Annotated in this window: 17 protein-coding genes and 1 pseudogene; 4 read left to right on the forward strand and 14 right to left on the reverse strand. The window is 58.5% G+C overall.

Annotated features, from left to right (window positions below; all coding sequences use genetic code 11):
* Positions 1 to 31: 31 nt before the first annotated feature.
* The 5 genes and pseudogenes from ACOYW2_RS01120 to ACOYW2_RS01140 form a co-directional block, all read right to left on the reverse strand.
* The gene (locus ACOYW2_RS01120; protein ID WP_482421352.1) at positions 32 to 361 is read right to left on the reverse strand and encodes a bacteriohemerythrin; all 330 of its coding nucleotides are present in this window, start codon (positions 359 to 361) and stop codon (positions 32 to 34) included.
* Positions 358 to 1080 carry a superoxide dismutase gene (locus tag ACOYW2_RS01125; protein ID WP_482769087.1) on the reverse strand — a complete coding sequence of 241 codons (723 nt, stop codon included), beginning with the start codon at positions 1078 to 1080 and terminating at the stop codon, positions 358 to 360. Before ACOYW2_RS01125 ends, ACOYW2_RS01120 begins: the two co-directional genes overlap by 4 nt.
* Before the next feature lie 351 nt (positions 1081 to 1431).
* On the reverse strand, positions 1432 to 2100 hold the full coding sequence (locus ACOYW2_RS01130; protein WP_482421354.1) for an MFS transporter: 669 nt from the start codon (positions 2098 to 2100) through the stop codon (positions 1432 to 1434).
* Positions 2101 to 2197: 97 nt separating this feature from the next.
* Positions 2198 to 2590: pseudogene (locus ACOYW2_RS01135) on the reverse strand (MFS transporter); the annotation flags it as partial.
* Positions 2587 to 3627, reverse strand: coding sequence for a phosphagen kinase (locus ACOYW2_RS01140; RefSeq protein WP_482769088.1), 1041 nt, complete (start codon positions 3625 to 3627; stop codon positions 2587 to 2589). The gene ACOYW2_RS01140 and the pseudogene ACOYW2_RS01135, both read right to left, overlap by 4 nt.
* A gap of 446 nt (positions 3628 to 4073) precedes the next feature.
* Here ACOYW2_RS01140 and ACOYW2_RS01145 point away from each other — a divergent pair, with 446 nt between their 5' ends.
* The 3 genes from ACOYW2_RS01145 to ACOYW2_RS01155 all read left to right on the forward strand — a co-directional run bounded on the left by ACOYW2_RS01145 (position 4074) and on the right by ACOYW2_RS01155 (position 6477).
* Positions 4074 to 5216, forward strand: a complete 1143-nt coding sequence (locus tag ACOYW2_RS01145; RefSeq protein ID WP_482769089.1) for a pyridoxal phosphate-dependent aminotransferase — start codon at positions 4074 to 4076, stop codon at positions 5214 to 5216.
* Positions 5217 to 5315: 99 nt separating this feature from the next.
* Complete coding sequence (locus ACOYW2_RS01150) at positions 5316 to 5915, forward strand: class I SAM-dependent RNA methyltransferase (protein WP_482769090.1); 600 nt, start codon at positions 5316 to 5318, stop codon at positions 5913 to 5915.
* Between the two features lie 28 nt (positions 5916 to 5943).
* Positions 5944 to 6477, forward strand: coding sequence for a class I SAM-dependent RNA methyltransferase (locus ACOYW2_RS01155; protein WP_482769091.1), 534 nt, complete (start codon positions 5944 to 5946; stop codon positions 6475 to 6477).
* A gap of 320 nt (positions 6478 to 6797) precedes the next feature.
* Here the strand turns inward: ACOYW2_RS01155 and rsgA (ACOYW2_RS01160) are convergent, their stop codons facing one another.
* The 9 genes from rsgA (ACOYW2_RS01160) to ACOYW2_RS01200 form a co-directional block, all read right to left on the reverse strand.
* Positions 6798 to 7328: a GTPase RsgA gene (rsgA, locus tag ACOYW2_RS01160; RefSeq protein WP_482769092.1), complete on the reverse strand. Its 531-nt coding sequence runs from the start codon at positions 7326 to 7328 to the stop codon at positions 6798 to 6800.
* A complete protein-coding gene (gene rsgA, locus ACOYW2_RS01165) occupies positions 7222 to 7854 on the reverse strand; it encodes a GTPase RsgA (RefSeq protein WP_482769093.1) in 633 nt (210 codons plus the stop codon). Before rsgA (ACOYW2_RS01165) ends, rsgA (ACOYW2_RS01160) begins: the two co-directional genes overlap by 107 nt.
* Before the next feature lie 564 nt (positions 7855 to 8418).
* On the reverse strand, positions 8419 to 8853 hold the full coding sequence (locus ACOYW2_RS01170) for a VOC family protein (protein WP_482769094.1): 435 nt from the start codon (positions 8851 to 8853) through the stop codon (positions 8419 to 8421).
* Positions 8854 to 8865: 12 nt separating this feature from the next.
* Positions 8866 to 9297, reverse strand: a complete 432-nt coding sequence (locus tag ACOYW2_RS01175) for a GNAT family acetyltransferase (protein ID WP_482769095.1) — start codon at positions 9295 to 9297, stop codon at positions 8866 to 8868.
* Between the two features lie 60 nt (positions 9298 to 9357).
* Positions 9358 to 9687, reverse strand: a complete 330-nt coding sequence (locus ACOYW2_RS01180) for a hypothetical protein (RefSeq protein ID WP_482769096.1) — start codon at positions 9685 to 9687, stop codon at positions 9358 to 9360.
* A gap of 14 nt (positions 9688 to 9701) precedes the next feature.
* Positions 9702 to 10058, reverse strand: coding sequence for a nuclear transport factor 2 family protein (locus tag ACOYW2_RS01185; protein ID WP_482769097.1), 357 nt, complete (start codon positions 10056 to 10058; stop codon positions 9702 to 9704).
* 294 nt (positions 10059 to 10352) lie between these two features.
* Positions 10353 to 10622, reverse strand: a complete 270-nt coding sequence (locus ACOYW2_RS01190) for a hypothetical protein (RefSeq protein WP_482414871.1) — start codon at positions 10620 to 10622, stop codon at positions 10353 to 10355.
* A gap of 375 nt (positions 10623 to 10997) precedes the next feature.
* Positions 10998 to 11612: an alpha/beta hydrolase gene (locus tag ACOYW2_RS01195; RefSeq protein ID WP_482769098.1), complete on the reverse strand. Its 615-nt coding sequence runs from the start codon at positions 11610 to 11612 to the stop codon at positions 10998 to 11000.
* 113 nt (positions 11613 to 11725) lie between these two features.
* A complete protein-coding gene (locus ACOYW2_RS01200; RefSeq protein WP_482769099.1) occupies positions 11726 to 12187 on the reverse strand; it encodes a GNAT family N-acetyltransferase in 462 nt (153 codons plus the stop codon).
* Positions 12188 to 12763: 576 nt separating this feature from the next.
* Between ACOYW2_RS01200 and ACOYW2_RS01205 the strand changes: the two genes are divergently transcribed.
* Positions 12764 to 13615 (forward strand): GNAT family N-acetyltransferase, encoded by an 852-nt coding sequence (locus ACOYW2_RS01205; protein ID WP_482769100.1) that lies wholly within the window; start codon positions 12764 to 12766, stop codon positions 13613 to 13615.
* The last annotated feature ends 72 nt before the right edge of the window (positions 13616 to 13687 follow it).

The raw sequence follows: 13687 nt of genomic DNA on the forward strand, positions 1-13687 counted from the left end.
CGTGTGCGAGACATGGGCACCACCAGTCGAGTCAGTTGAGCATGTCGTAAAGCAGGCCCTGTGTGTCGGCCCTGTACTCGTTGATGAACAGGTCCACCTGCTCCATGTAGGCCATGTGTGCCTTGTTGTGTTCCGCAAACCCGGGAAAGTTGTGCTTGACCATGAGGTTCTCTTCGGTGAGGAAGTGGCGGTCTGAGTAGTCCATGAGGCGCCCGATCTGTGTGAGGATTTCATTGGGGTCCCCGCCCCTTTCATGGATGGCGATGAGGTCGTTGATGATGTCGAACAGGGCCTTGTGCTGGCTGTCGATATCCGGGATGTTTACCGAGATCGCTTCGGTCCATACCAACGGGTCTGTCATGGGGTGCCTCCCGGGTGAGGGGTACATGCATATTTTATGGTCTTTGAGCATATCAGATAGGGATTTCCGGCGTTGTATCGCTTTTCTGCTTCCTTCCAGTTTGCCAAACCGTCAAAAACACCTTCCACGTATGCCTTTCGTTTGTTCTGCACATCGAGGTAGTAGGCGTGTTCCCACAGATCAATGGTAAAAAGAGGGGTGAGACCTTGGGCAACGGGGGTGTCTGCATTGGCCGTGGTGAGGATGCGAAGGGCGCCCTTGTCCCTGACCAGCCATACCCAGCCGCTGCCGAAATGGGAGAGGGACGCCTCAATAAATGCACTCCGAAAGGCATTCCATCCCCCGAACTCCGTGTTGATGGCTTCGGCCAGGGCGCCTTCGGGCTTTGCGCTTTCTTCCGGGGTGAGGCATGTCCAGAAAAAGGCGTGGTTCCAGGCCTGGGCCGTGTTGTTGAACAGGGCCGTGTATCTCTTTTTCCCCCGGGTCGCCGCAAGGATCTCCTCAACGGGTTTTCCTTCGTACCGGCTGTTGGCGATGAGCTTGTTGGCCTTGTCCACGTAGGCGGCGTGGTGTTTGCCGTGATGCAGCTCCATGGTGCGCTGGGAGATGAGCGGCTCCAGGGCGTCTGAAGGCCAGGGCAGGGGTGCCAGGGTAAGGGCAGGACCCTTGGGTTCGGAACTGCACGCGGTCAGGAGGGCAAGCAGGGTCGCGAAGAGCACGGCGAATCGAACGCCTCGCGGGATGATCCAGTGACAATACGGCGACGACATGGGCATGGCATGGCCTCATCTGTATGGATTCGTAAACGGGAGACGGTGTGGCGATGTCTCAAAAGGATGTGGGAAAAAGGATTGATATACTTCTATTTATACCTGAGTCGGGTCTGCTTCGCAACTCCACAGTGGCAGGGAACCAGATCAAACGCATTTAAGTTTTGCCTCCGGCGGCCCTGCCGAGCAACTTCCGAAAAGTTTGACAAACAGGCTTTATTTTTATGTTTTACCGGAACGTTTTTGCGGAGCTTTTTTCAAAAAGCGACCCGCCGGAGGCAGCTGAGGGCAAGGAACCGTTTATTCACGGGAAAGGCTCAGCCAGGTGAAGTGAATGAGGCCCGCGGCCATGATGAGGGCGCCCATGGGAAAGGCAAGGCGAAGTTCCAGCAGGTCCATGGTGACCCCGGCGATGAGGGAGCCCAGGAGCATGCCCAGGCTGTGGGCCATGGTGAGAAGGCTCATGACCGACCCGATACCTTTGACCTCCCGGCCCCGTTCCACGGCCAGGGCCGAGAGGGCAGGAAGGGAGGTGCCCCCGCCGATACCGAAGACAATCACGGCCCCTAGGAGGCTGTAGAATCCCGTGGCCTGGTGGCAGAGCACCATGGAGCCCACGATGAACAGGCCGCCGACCCCCACCAGGAGTTTTCGGTTCATGCGGTCCGCCACCAGGCCCATGGGGATGTGGAGCAGGCCTCCTGCAAGGACCATCATCATGACGAGGATCCCGGTTTCGGCGCTTCCCAGGCCAAAGGTGACGTCCACGTACAGGGGAAGAAAGCACCAGATCATCCCCACGCAGGTGGTGTAGACCAGCCGGAAGGAGACCAGGGCCAGGATGAGGCGGTCTTTCAAAAGGCCCATGACGGCGATGGATTCGTTGCGGGTGGCGGTGCATCGCTCTTCGGCCACCGGGGGAAGGAAGACCAGGGCCATGACAAAGGCGGCCACGGCCAGGATCCCCATGCCAAGGCCACGTCCAGGCCGTCGTCGGTTGATAAAGCCCCCGTCGGGGGCCCATGCTCAGGCTCAGGAACATGGCCATGCTGAAGAGCCCCATGTAAAAACCCTCTTTCCCCTTGGGGGTGATGTCCCCCACATAGGCCTGGGATACGGGCATGATCATGCCCGAGGCAATGCCCTGGAGAAACCTGAGCCCGATGAGGGTGCCCACGGAGCTTGAGATCATGAAACCCAAAGAGACCAGGGCGTAAAAGAGGAGGCCCGGAAGGATAAAGGGCTTTCTCCCGATGCGGTCCGAGGTCTTGCCGAACCAGGGGAGGACCAGGGTGCGGGAGATGGAAAACGCCCCGAAGATCATGCTGATGTACAGGCCGCTGGCCCCCAGCTCGTGGGCATAGACCGGGAGCAGCGGGATGACGATACCCACCCCGGTCACTGCCGAGAAGATGGACATGAAGAGGGTGATGAAGATTTTTCGATCCTTGGGGTTCATGACGCGGAGGCCTCGTCGTCCAGCAGGGCAAGCCGGGCAATGCCGTCGATGAGATGGCCCAGGGCCGCGGCCTCGGTAACGCCCAGGCGCATGCGGTTGCTGATGTCGTAGATCCCCCCGCGGCCCTCGGAGTGCTCCCCGTGGATTCCCCGGACCTGGAGCCCTAAGGCGTTGGCTTCCTTGTGAAGGGCTTCTTCGTCTTCAGCCAGCCCCTTGAGCTTCATGTGCACGCTGGCACGCATGGCCGTGCCCAGGTTGGTGGGGCAGCTGGTGAGGGAGCCCAGGCGCGGGTGGGTTAAGAAGTCCAGATGGGAGGAGAGGGCGGCCACACCGTCGGCCAGGCGCTTGAACACCTCCGTGACGTCACCTCCCTTTTGAAGTGAGATGATCCTGAGCTGGTCCTCTTCGTTGACCCAGACGCTGAAGGCGTCGTCGTGGGAGAGAAAAAGACCCCGGGCCTCGGGCCAGTCCCGCATAAGGCCCGCCGACAGGAGAAAGCGGTCCTCGTTCTTGAAGAGAAGGTGGCGCTCGATGAGGTCGTCGCGAAGGGCCGGGTCCATCTCCGGCAGGGGATGGTAGGTGCCCTGGAGGTGCTCGGGGAGCCGGGCAAGGGCGGCCTTGATCCTCTCTTCTACCTCATGGCGCTGGCCGGGAGAGATGGCAGGCCCCAGGGGGAAGCCCGCAAGGTTCCGCCCCACCCGCACCCGGGTGGAGATGATTTTGCTTGCTGCCGAAGCGCTGAGTTCGGGCAGGTGGGCCAGGGAGTAGTCCGGGGCGGGATGAGGGCCTGCATTGCCGTGGTACTCCCGGACAACCGGGGTGAGCAATGGGGAAAACAGGTCGTAGGACTCCGCGTCCCCTGCGTAGACACCCACGGAGCTCTCCTGCTGTTCCACGCCGGAGCGGATGAGGTCGGCGGCGGTGTAGCCCGACCCTGTCTCCAGATCCTTCAACTCCTCCCACACACGGCGGGTCAGGTGCCTGCTGAGAAGCGACGCACATCCGGTCCCGAATGCGGGAAACCCTTTTTCTTCCATGAAATCCTCACCCTTTTCAGTCCACAATCATGCGTTTGTGCAAAGTCACTGTATATATCACAACCGAAGACAAAAAGCATGTGGGCCCGGGCGCTTCACGGGGCAGTCAGTGTTCAGGAAAAAATAAAACAATGCCTTCTATGGTTAAAGTCGGTTCACAAAGCAGGCCTCCGGCGGCCAGGGACGATCCGACTATGTTACGGCCCCTCTCCCTTCGTTCCTCAGGGTGAGGGCCTCCGCCAAGGCTTTGGGGCGATTGGCCTAAACCTGTTTGTCAAACTTTTCAAAAGTTTGGCCCCCGGCAGGGCCGCCGGAGGCCAAAGCCTTGGCCGTCGTCCATCCATAATCGTAGAACCAGAGGCCCGGATATGCTACAAATAAGGGTTTAGAACCGTGTGGGGCGACCGCCCTTTGACCCGAGATGACGCAGCTGAGCAGGAGGAGTGATGATCGCCAGAAGAGCCGAGGAGATGACCTCGTTTATCGTGATGGATGTACTGGAACGTGCCAAGGAGATGGAGCGCGACGGCGTGGATGTCATTCACCTGGAGGTGGGCGAGCCCGACTTCGACACCCCGGACTGCGTGAAGGCCGCGGCCTGCAAAGCCATCAACGAGGGACACACCCACTACACCCACAGCCTGGGGATGATGGAACTCCGGGAAGCCATCTGCGAGTACTACGATGAGACCTACGGGGTGAGCGTGTCCCCCCATCGCGTGATGGTGACCCAGGGGACCTCTCCGGCCATTTTTTCCGTCTTTTCTGCCATGCTGGAGGCCGGCGATGAGGTGATCCTGTCGGATCCCGGTTACGCCTGCTACCCCAACTTCATCAAGTTTGTCGGGGGGGTGCCCGTGGCAGTTCCCGTCACCGAAGCCGACGGGTTTGAGCTTCGGGTGGCCGAGATCGAAAAGCGGATGACGGACCGCACCAGGGCCATTTTTCTTAACTCCCCGTCCAACCCCACGGGCAACCTTCTCTCCACGGACCGTATGGAGCGTATCGCAAAGCTCGGACCGGCCATCGTCTCCGATGAGATCTACCACGGCCTGGTCTACGAAGGGGAAGAGCACACCATGCTGGAGTTCACGGATAACGCCTTTGTCCTCAACGGCTTTTCCAAGCTCTACGCCATGACCGGCATGCGCCTGGGCTACGTCATCGCCCCGGAAGCCTTTATGCGCCCCCTGCAGAAGATCCAGCAGAACTTTTTCATCTCGGTGAACGCCTCGGCCCAGGTGGCGGGCATCGCCGCCCTGAAAGAGGCCAAGGCCGACACCCATCGCATGAAGGAGATCTACAACAAACGGCGCCTCTACATGATTGAGCGCCTCCGGGCCATGGGCCTGGGGATTACCGTGCCCCCCACCGGTGCCTTCTACGTCTTTGCCAACGCCAAGCACATCTCCATGGATTCCTACAAACTCGCCTTCGACATCCTTGAAAATGCCCACGTGGGGGTCACTCCCGGCATTGACTTCGGCAAAAACGCCGAGGGCTACCTGCGCTTCTCCTACGCCAACTCCCTTGAGAACATTGAGCGGGCCATGGATCGGCTTGAGGGATATTTTAAGGCGAAAGGCTAAGGGGGAAGGGCTAAGGGCTAAAGGCTAAAGGCTAAGCGTGAGGGGTGGAGGCCAAGGTGGAAGGCGAGGGCGAGGGGGGCAGGGCAGAGGGGCTGTGATATGAGCGGTGGCGTGGGGTCACGGTTTGAAGGGACGATACGGTCCCTGGGGAGCAAAGGGTTTGGTGTCTGCGACCACCCCGGGGGCGGCGTGTTGTTCGTGCCCGGGACCTGGCCGGGGGATGAGGGGCTGTTTGAAATTACGGACCTTGAGAAGCGCTACGGCCACGCCCGGCTAATTACCTTGAGGAGGCCCTCCCCCCATCGCGTGGATGCGGCCTGCCCCCACCACGGCTTTGGCGTTGGTTTGTGCGGGGGCTGTCCCTGGATGTTCGTTTCCTACGAGGCCCAGCTTCGGGAGAAAGAGCACCAGGTCCGGTACCAGCTGGATCGGGCCGGGTTTTCGTCAGATTCAACGGCGATCCGCCCTGTCATGGGATCCCGGGCAGTCCTCGGGTACCGCAACCGCGCCCAGTTCAAGACCGACGGGAGGGCAATCGGGTATGTCTCGCCCGTGACCCGCACCCTGGTTCCCGTGTCCGACTGCCCGGTGTTGGACGGGCCCACCCGGGCCCTGTTTCACCGCCTCAAAGGCGAACTTCCCACTGACCCACTGCTGGGCTTCGCCAGCAGGGTTTGCCTGGAACTACCTCGACATTGACAGCGATACCACCCTTGATACCCTTCCGTTGAACCGCAGACGCCCCTTCAGGCAGGGCAACGAGGCCCAGAACCGGGTCATGAAGGCGTGGCTGAGGGACCGCCTCCACGCCGAAGACCGCGCCGTGCCTATCCTGGAACTGTTTGCAGGCTCCGGGAATTTCACCGAAGTGATCTCGGCCATGGGGTTTTCTCAGGTGTGTGCCTCGGAGGTGGCGGGCAACGCGGTTTTGCCCCTTGCCGAACGGGGCCTGCCCGGTGTTACCGTGGTGGCCGTCGATCTGTTCAAGCCCCGGAGATGGGCCGCCCTTGCCGGGGCCATACCCAACCCCGAGATCCTGGTCATGGACCCTCCCCGGGCCGGATTTTCAGGTCTTCCCCGATTCCTCAAGATGTTTCCTTCCATCCGTATGATTCTTTACGTGTCGTGCGATCTTCCCCACTTTATCCGGGATGTTGCCCAGGCCCGTAAAAAAGGATTCTCCCTCACCGAAGTCCAGCCACTGGACCTTTTTCCCCATACCCCCCACGTGGAAGTGCTTGGGGTGCTGCAGAAACGGTGAACGTGTCAGGGCGGAGCGACAGCCGGTGGGCATTGCCCATGGCCCCATCCCGGGGAACAAGGCCATGGACAGCCTGATCAAAGCAGGTTGCCTCGCCTTCTGCCGTTTAGCCCGGTTGGGGCTGAAGGGCAGAAGGCGAGGTATGTCCGTTATGTTTAGAAAAGTCACTTGTCGGTAACTTAAGGCCGGCAGAAGTCGCTCGTCGGACCTGTTTGCCAAACTTTCTTGTCGCGCCGTAGCCCTTGGGCGAAGGCGGATTAAACGTTTGTCCCCCGGCAGGGCCGCCGGAGGCGCTTTTGAACTGAATTAGGTACCACGCCTCATCGTTTGATCTGCCCCCTTTTTTTCATCTGTTTCATCTCTTGGGCCACCCATTGCCACCGCTCTTTTTCTATGCGGTCCGCGCTCTTGGTCTGCCTGTCGGAGAGGTAGGCCAGCTCGCGTTTCTGCTTGAGGTAGCTCTCCAAGCGCTCTTCGTCCAGTTCGCCGGTGCGGCAGGCTTCCTGCACCTTGCATCCGGGCTCTCCCGTGTGGGTGCAGTCCGAGAACCGGCATGACTCAGCCCAGGCTTCGATCTCCGGAAAGGCGCTGTCCGATCCGTCGTCCACATCCCAGAAGGCGATTTCACGGATGCCGGGGTTGTCGATGAGGGCGCCCCCTGTGGGAAGGCGGATGAGGTCCCGGGTGGTGGTGGTGTGGACACCTTTGCCCACATGGCTGCTCACCTCCCGGGTAACTGTTCCCCTACCCCGCCAGGCAGTTGACCAGGGTGGATTTTCCCGCCCCGGAGGAGCCCAGGAGGGCAACGGTCTGGCCTTCTCCCAGGTAGGGGGCAAGGGCAGCGATGCCATCCTTGTGAACCGATGAGACGGGGTGCACGGGAACGCCGAAGGCCACGGACTCCACCTCGAGAACAAAGGGCTCGGGCGAGTCGTGGAGATCGGCCTTGCTCAAGATAATCACCGGGGTGCATCCGCAGTTGTAGACGAGGGTGAGGTAGCGTTCGATGCGGCGCAGGTTAAAATCCCTGTCCAGGCCGCAGACGATAAAGACCCAGTCCAGGTTGGCGGCAATGATCTGGGTGCGGACGGGGGTGTTCTCTTTTTTGCCCTGTCGCCCGGAAGCTCCTCTGGACAGGGCGTTTTTCCTGGGGAGCACCGAGGTGATCCTGCCGTCGGTGAGGTGGACCCAGTCCCCGGTGGCCGGGAAGAGCCCGTTTTCATCGGCTTGTTTGTAAAGTCTGCCCGAGGCGGTGGTCAGCGATTCGGTCTCTCCGTCGCTGACAAGGAAAAAATTCTTCCGGACGCCTGTGACCCTGACGGTTTTTTCTATGGGGTTCTGGTTGATATCGGTCTGTTTGTGGTTGTGGGTATCCAAGGGTTATCCCTCCAAAGGGTCTGCACCTGTTTGGTGGTGCAGCACATAAAAATCGTGGTGGGGAAGGGCGCGCCCCCATCCTTGGGATGACGGGTCGATCGCCGTTCCTGCATTTTCAAGTTATTGATTTTTAGGTGGAAACCGTTGCCGGTCCGGAGGGTACACACCTGGTGAGGGCGTGCAACGAAAGGTGGGGCTTACGCAAACGCATGGGATGGGTCAAAAGGTGCCGGTGCCTTTGAGGGGCCTTGATGCGGCAGGTGTGACCCGCGTTGAGTCGATGGTCCGGAAGATAAGATAAACCGGGCCTTCGATGTGAGTCCTGCTCCAGTCGTTACCGGGCGGCAACGGGGGATACAAGCTCCTGGAATGTTCCGAACATAAAAAAAACTCCTTTCGGTGCCTGGCACCGTTACGGCCGTCAGGCCGGTGTATCGGATGTCCGATATGTATACCCGGAAAGGGGAGGTGTCAAGGTGACGATCATAGGGCCAACGCATGTACCCGGATATTTCATGAGAAAACAACTGGGCAAAAATTTAAATGCGTTGGCCCTGGTGACGATCAGGCGTCGGGGGCTTCAAGGGTGACATTGCCCTTGGCGTCCAGGTGCCAGAACGGGTTGTGGGCGACCTCCCACAGGTGGCCGTCCGGGTCGGCAAAATAGCCGGAGTAGCCGCCCCAGAACACCTCCTGGGCAGGCTTGACGATGCGCGCCCCTGCCTGGTCAGCCCGTTTCAGGATTTCTTCCACCTCGGGCCGGGAGCGGGCGCAGTAGGCAAGGGTTACGCCGGAAAAGCCGGAGCCGCGGGCCGGAAGCTCGGCATCTTCGGCCAGGGCCTCCCAGGGGTAGAGGGCAAAAATCACCCCGTTGAGCTGAAAAAACCGGATCTGCTCCTCCGCAGACCCCACGGTCCAGCCCAGCCCTGTTTCGTAAAACCGCTGGGATCGGTCCAGGTCTTCAACGCCCAGTGTTATGACGCTCAGTCGCTGGTCCATGGGACCTCCTTCTTATTTTGCCGGGGCACCATCGGGTATCAGCCGTTTGCCGATGCAGACCACCGGGTCTTTTTTGTAGCCGCATCCCTCGTAAAAGGAGATGACCGGTTCATTGGTGTCCCGGACCATGAGGTTGATTTTCGGGCATCCCAACTCCACAAGGCGCGATTCCACTTCCTTGAGGAGCGCAATCCCGAACCCTTTTTTCTGGTGGTGCGGCAACACGGCCAGGTAGTTGACGGAACCGCGGTGGCCGTCGTATCCGCCCATGGCCGAGGCCACGATACTGCCCTCCAGCTCGCCCACGAGAAAGAGGTCGGCCTTGACGGCCAGTTTGCGCTCGATGTCCTTATTCGGGTCGTTCCAGGGGACGGTGAGTCCGCATTCCTCCCAGAGGGCAATGACCTCTTGGGCGTCCGAGTCCGTAAAGCAACGTATGTTCATGCTGTGTCCTTTGCAAATGAGCAGAACGGAGCCCGCCGCCAAGGGCTCCATGGCTTGTTATTACTCCGGGTTGCGTCGAAGGAGCTTGATCTCAAAATGATAGGTGTCGGTGGACGGGTCGTGGCTCACCAGCCTGCAGGAGGAGACATCCACCCATTTTTCAATGGCCAGGATGGTTTTCGGGTAATACCGAATGTCGGAGTCAAAGCGGATGCCATAGACCAGCTCGGTGTAGGGGAATCCTTCTTCAACATCTGCCCTGCCCAGAAAGCACACCTCCAATGGGGAGAGCGTCGGCGTTCGGCCCGTTTCATTGCGCTCCATGTCAATGACATGCTCAACGAACAGTTGCCTGTACCTGTCAAAGTCCTTGATGGGGTCCTGGGGCATGTCGGTGCCTCCGTTCAGTCCGGGATGGGCAGGTTGTGTGCTTTCAAAAAGCTCAGCTTGTCCCAATACCCTCGTTGAAATACGATTTTGTCTTCCACGACATGGAAAAACCCGCACCCCCTTAATCCGATGGGATCTTTCCATTCCAGAATGGCCCACTCCCCGTCCTGGAATATGTTTTCCACGATACAGACCATTTCAGAGCCTGCAAACTCTTTGGCGAACATTTCGGCAATGGCCGCTTTGCCCGTTACAGGCTCGTTTGCAACCTGGTGGTTGGTGGCATTTTCTGCATAAAAATTTGAGATAAGGTGGGCGTCCCCTTTGTTGAAGGCGTCTACCCATGCCTTGACGATGTCTCGCGGTTGCATAACTCTCCTTGTGGCCCATGGCGTTCAGAAACATCAGGTGTTTACCTGATGCCTTGCCTGTGAGTGAGTATGGGGCCAGTGCCCATGACGATGACTTGAAGTTTACTGCCCTTTTAGGGCTTTGGCAAGGTTGGCATGGGAGCAGGGCAGGGCCGCCGGAGGCAAGATCTAAATGCGGTTGCCCTGGGGAGCAGGGAAATACCTGGGAGGGGGTGCAGGGTCGCGGAAGGGCGGGGCATCACAAGGGACAGGCGTGCTATGCCTGCCCCTTGGATCATGATGTCGGTAAGGGACTTATCGTGTTTTGTATGGGCACTTTCTTCCCTCTCGCGCCTTGGCCGTGAACCAGCCGTCTTCCCACTCCATTTTTTGACCGATGAGGTCGCAGTCGTCCTTTGTCCCTCCTGGGCCGTCGCCTTCCAGACCGTGGCCTTTTTTCTGGGCGTCATAGCCATAATACCAGCAATCGCAGCGTGATGAATCTTCCTTTACTGCCAGGGAAAAAACAGGCAATGCAACCAAAACCATGATGAGAATACCAACTTTGACGAGATGGCGTTTCATGTGCGGTCCTCCTGTCTGGTGACCCGTAAAACGGGTTCTGGGTACACGTGCATGGAAGTGTTGCTTGGTGATGAAATAAGGCAGGCTGTTGTTGATAATGTATACTTCACATACGATGGTGTGGGAGGTCAAGTGCTTATTTTGTTTGGTGTTTCTTTTTTATGATGTGGGGTTCGAGGCTGATGTGAAACGTGGAATCGATTTCATGAAATCTGTCTCAATATAAAAAAGAGAGGAAAAGGAATGGCCCCAATGCCATGAAAGCGAAACTGGCATTGGGGTCTTTTTTGTTGGACACAGCGTTACGGTTGATTCGAGGTTGGGAGCCTGTGAAATCCGACCACACCCTGTGGCGGCTCCCGTGCTGGTAGTCGTTTATGCTGAAAAAGCACGGTTGATGAAGGTTGCCAGCGTTTCAACCGCAGCGTCTTTATGCTCGTCGAATATCTGGGTGCCATGGCCGTCACCGGGGTAGATGGCGAGGGTTTTCGGCGCGCTGAACAGGGCGAGCATGCGATGGTTGTCGGCTGCGCCGTCATCCCCTTCGGAGTTGATCAGCAGCTTGGGAACGGAGATGGCTTTTAACTCTTCCTCGGTGTAAAAAATCGTCCCTTCATGCTCAATGGGCGATGAAAGGGCTGCGACGCCCACGATTCTTTCGTCATTGGAATGCTTTGCGGCCACCTTGAGAGACGCAACACCACCCCTGCTCGCCCCGGCAAGGAAGATGCGGGTGGCACCCATGTCAGTCACATGGGCGATGGCCGCTTCAAGGATGGGGGACTGCTCAAGGGAAAAGCCGGGATAGTCGTAGGTCACGACCATGTGGGGGCCTGAGGACAGGGCCTCCAACACAGGTTCCCACTCCCCCTGATCGTTGGTGTCCATGTTGGAGAGGATGACGGCCGTTGTTCCCGAACCATGCAGGGTGCCCGGAACGGATGGCGTGTCTGACGTGGACTGGCTGATGGGGATGGTTATGGGGTTCATGGTGTCCGCCTCTCTTTTTGGCATGAATCGCAGATGAACTGTAAGGAGAGATGAAAGGGACGTTTCTGTGATGCCTTGTCATCTCGATGAAAACATGACGGTGATGGCGCAGGTTAATTCACGTTGCAGACCATGGGTACAAAGACGATGCCGCTTTTTTCCTGTTGCGGGCCTGTGGGGGTGAATCCGAGTTTTTCATAGGCCGCCTGTGCATAGGTCGACGAGTTGACCGTGATCTCTGACAGCTCAGGGTTCATGCTTCGGCACGCCTCCAGGGCGATGCGAAACAGCTCCCTGGCGATTCCCTGGCCGCGGCGGCCCACAAAGAGCAAGGAGACATGGCTGCAGGCGACCATCTCGATGACCCCCACCATCTCGTCTTCCTGTTCTGCGACAACCACCACCTGGCCTGCACCGGATCTGGCTGCCATGGCGTCCGGGGAGGCGTATTTGAAAAACTCCCGGATGCCCTCGGGGCTGTAGCCGGGGGCCACCAATTCATTGAATACTCTTTCAACAAGGGCACAGGCGCGGCGCTCATCGCCCTTTTTCATGATTCTGTAACGTATATCCATGGTCATATCCGTGTTGGCTAGGTCAGCAGCCCCTGTTCCCGGATGCAGGGGCAAGGGCGTGATCGTGTGAAAAAAAGGTGGGAGACAGCGTAGGCATGTTTGAGGTATTTGGCAAGTGTTTCCTGGGGGATGAAGGGGAAATAGTAAACAGGAAATAGGAAACAGGGAGGGGCCCGGAAAGGCTGGGGCGTCTGTGGTGCCCGGAGGAATCCTTTCCCAGCTTTCCCAGGCCTGGTTCTCTCTATCTGATCCTTGATTCTCTGTCTTGCGTAAATGGTTAAAAAATATATAGTTACACGAGGGCGTCGGATGTGATGGAACCCGTTCGAATCGTTACAGCGTGGGTAACGATTCAGCTTGCCTCCGGCAGATCGCTTTTTTGAATAAAAGCTCCGTAAAAACCGTTCCTGATGAAAACGCATTTGAATTGTGTCGGAGGAGCCTCGAAATGACGGCTCAAAACCTGTTTGTCAAACGTTTCTAAAGGTTGGTCTCCGGCAGGGCCGCCGTGGGCATTTTTAGCTGGATAGTAACCAGTGTGGGCAGGTAAACGGAAACACATGAGGGAGGGGGCTTATGTCTTCAGCAGAGTTTGCCGTCAGGATCATGACCCGACGAGATATGGATATGGCCGTTGCGTGGGCGGCCATGGAGGGGTGGAACCCCGGCATACATGACGCCGAGAGTTTTTTTGCGGCGGATCCCAACGGTTTTTTTATAGGGGAAGTGAACCGGGAGCCGGTGGCAACCCTTTCAGCGGTCTCCTATGGGGAAAGGTTCGGGTTCCTTGGTTTTTACATTGTCAAGCCGGAACACCGCGGGAAAGGGTTCGGCATGCAGATCTGGAATGCCGGGCTGGGCTGGCTTCAGGGCCGGAACGTGGGGCTGGACGGCGTGGTTGCCCAGCAGGACAATTACAAAAAGTCCGGTTTTAAGCTGGCGTATCGAAATATCCGCTACGAGGGGCGCGGTGGCGGGGAACTTCCCACACACGGCGGGCTTCAACCCCTTACCGCACTGCCGTTCCAGGCCATTGAGGCGTATGATCGGCCCTGTTTCCCGGAGAACAGGACCCGGTTTCTCGCTTCCTGGATTCATCAGCCCCAGGGCATCGCTTTGGGCGTTGTCCTGAACGGGGACCTTGCGGGTTACGGAGTCATCAGGCCCTGCCGGCAAGGGTTTAAAGTGGGGCCCCTCATGGCGGACACGCCCGAGGTGGCGGAGACCCTTTTTCTTGCCCTGAAAGCCGGGGTGCCGCCTTCGCAACCTGTGTATCTCGATGTCCCGGAAGTAAACCGTGAGGCCGTGTCCCTTGCAGCGCGCCACCAAATGGACATCGTTTTTGAGACCGCGCGGATGTACACGGGGCCCGCCCCCGACATTCCCCTGCATCGCCTGTACGGCGTCACCTCCTTTGAATTGGGGTGATTTTTTCGGGCCGCTTTAACCAGCCCGTATCTGCTCTCCACGGAAAATCGTCACCAAACGATCAATGATCTA

The organism is Desulfoluna sp. CLI2B (genome assembly GCF_056847375.1).

What these genes read in the sequence shown, in the direction of transcription:
- rsgA (WP_482769092.1), bottom strand. Translation starts at nt 7,328, where the DNA reads ATGGCATCGCTGCCCTTGCCCCCTACCTGGGAGAAGGCCAGACCGTTG.
- ACOYW2_RS01175 (WP_482769095.1), bottom strand. Translation starts at nt 9,297, where the DNA reads ATGAACATACGTTGCTTTACGGACTCGGACGCCCAAGAGGTCATTGCC.
- ACOYW2_RS01140 (WP_482769088.1), bottom strand. Translation starts at nt 3,627, where the DNA reads ATGGAAGAAAAAGGGTTTCCCGCATTCGGGACCGGATGTGCGTCGCTT.
- ACOYW2_RS01190 (WP_482414871.1), bottom strand. Translation starts at nt 10,622, where the DNA reads ATGAAACGCCATCTCGTCAAAGTTGGTATTCTCATCATGGTTTTGGTT.
- ACOYW2_RS01200 (WP_482769099.1), bottom strand. Translation starts at nt 12,187, where the DNA reads ATGGATATACGTTACAGAATCATGAAAAAGGGCGATGAGCGCCGCGCC.
- ACOYW2_RS01180 (WP_482769096.1), bottom strand. Translation starts at nt 9,687, where the DNA reads ATGCCCCAGGACCCCATCAAGGACTTTGACAGGTACAGGCAACTGTTC.
- ACOYW2_RS01150 (WP_482769090.1), top strand. Translation starts at nt 5,316, where the DNA reads ATGAGCGGTGGCGTGGGGTCACGGTTTGAAGGGACGATACGGTCCCTG.
- ACOYW2_RS01120 (WP_482421352.1), bottom strand. Translation starts at nt 361, where the DNA reads ATGACAGACCCGTTGGTATGGACCGAAGCGATCTCGGTAAACATCCCG.
- ACOYW2_RS01195 (WP_482769098.1), bottom strand. Translation starts at nt 11,612, where the DNA reads ATGAACCCCATAACCATCCCCATCAGCCAGTCCACGTCAGACACGCCA.
- ACOYW2_RS01145 (WP_482769089.1), top strand. Translation starts at nt 4,074, where the DNA reads ATGATCGCCAGAAGAGCCGAGGAGATGACCTCGTTTATCGTGATGGAT.
- ACOYW2_RS01130 (WP_482421354.1), bottom strand. Translation starts at nt 2,100, where the DNA reads ATGGGGATCCTGGCCGTGGCCGCCTTTGTCATGGCCCTGGTCTTCCTT.
- ACOYW2_RS01185 (WP_482769097.1), bottom strand. Translation starts at nt 10,058, where the DNA reads ATGCAACCGCGAGACATCGTCAAGGCATGGGTAGACGCCTTCAACAAA.
- ACOYW2_RS01170 (WP_482769094.1), bottom strand. Translation starts at nt 8,853, where the DNA reads ATGGACCAGCGACTGAGCGTCATAACACTGGGCGTTGAAGACCTGGAC.
- ACOYW2_RS01205 (WP_482769100.1), top strand. Translation starts at nt 12,764, where the DNA reads ATGTCTTCAGCAGAGTTTGCCGTCAGGATCATGACCCGACGAGATATG.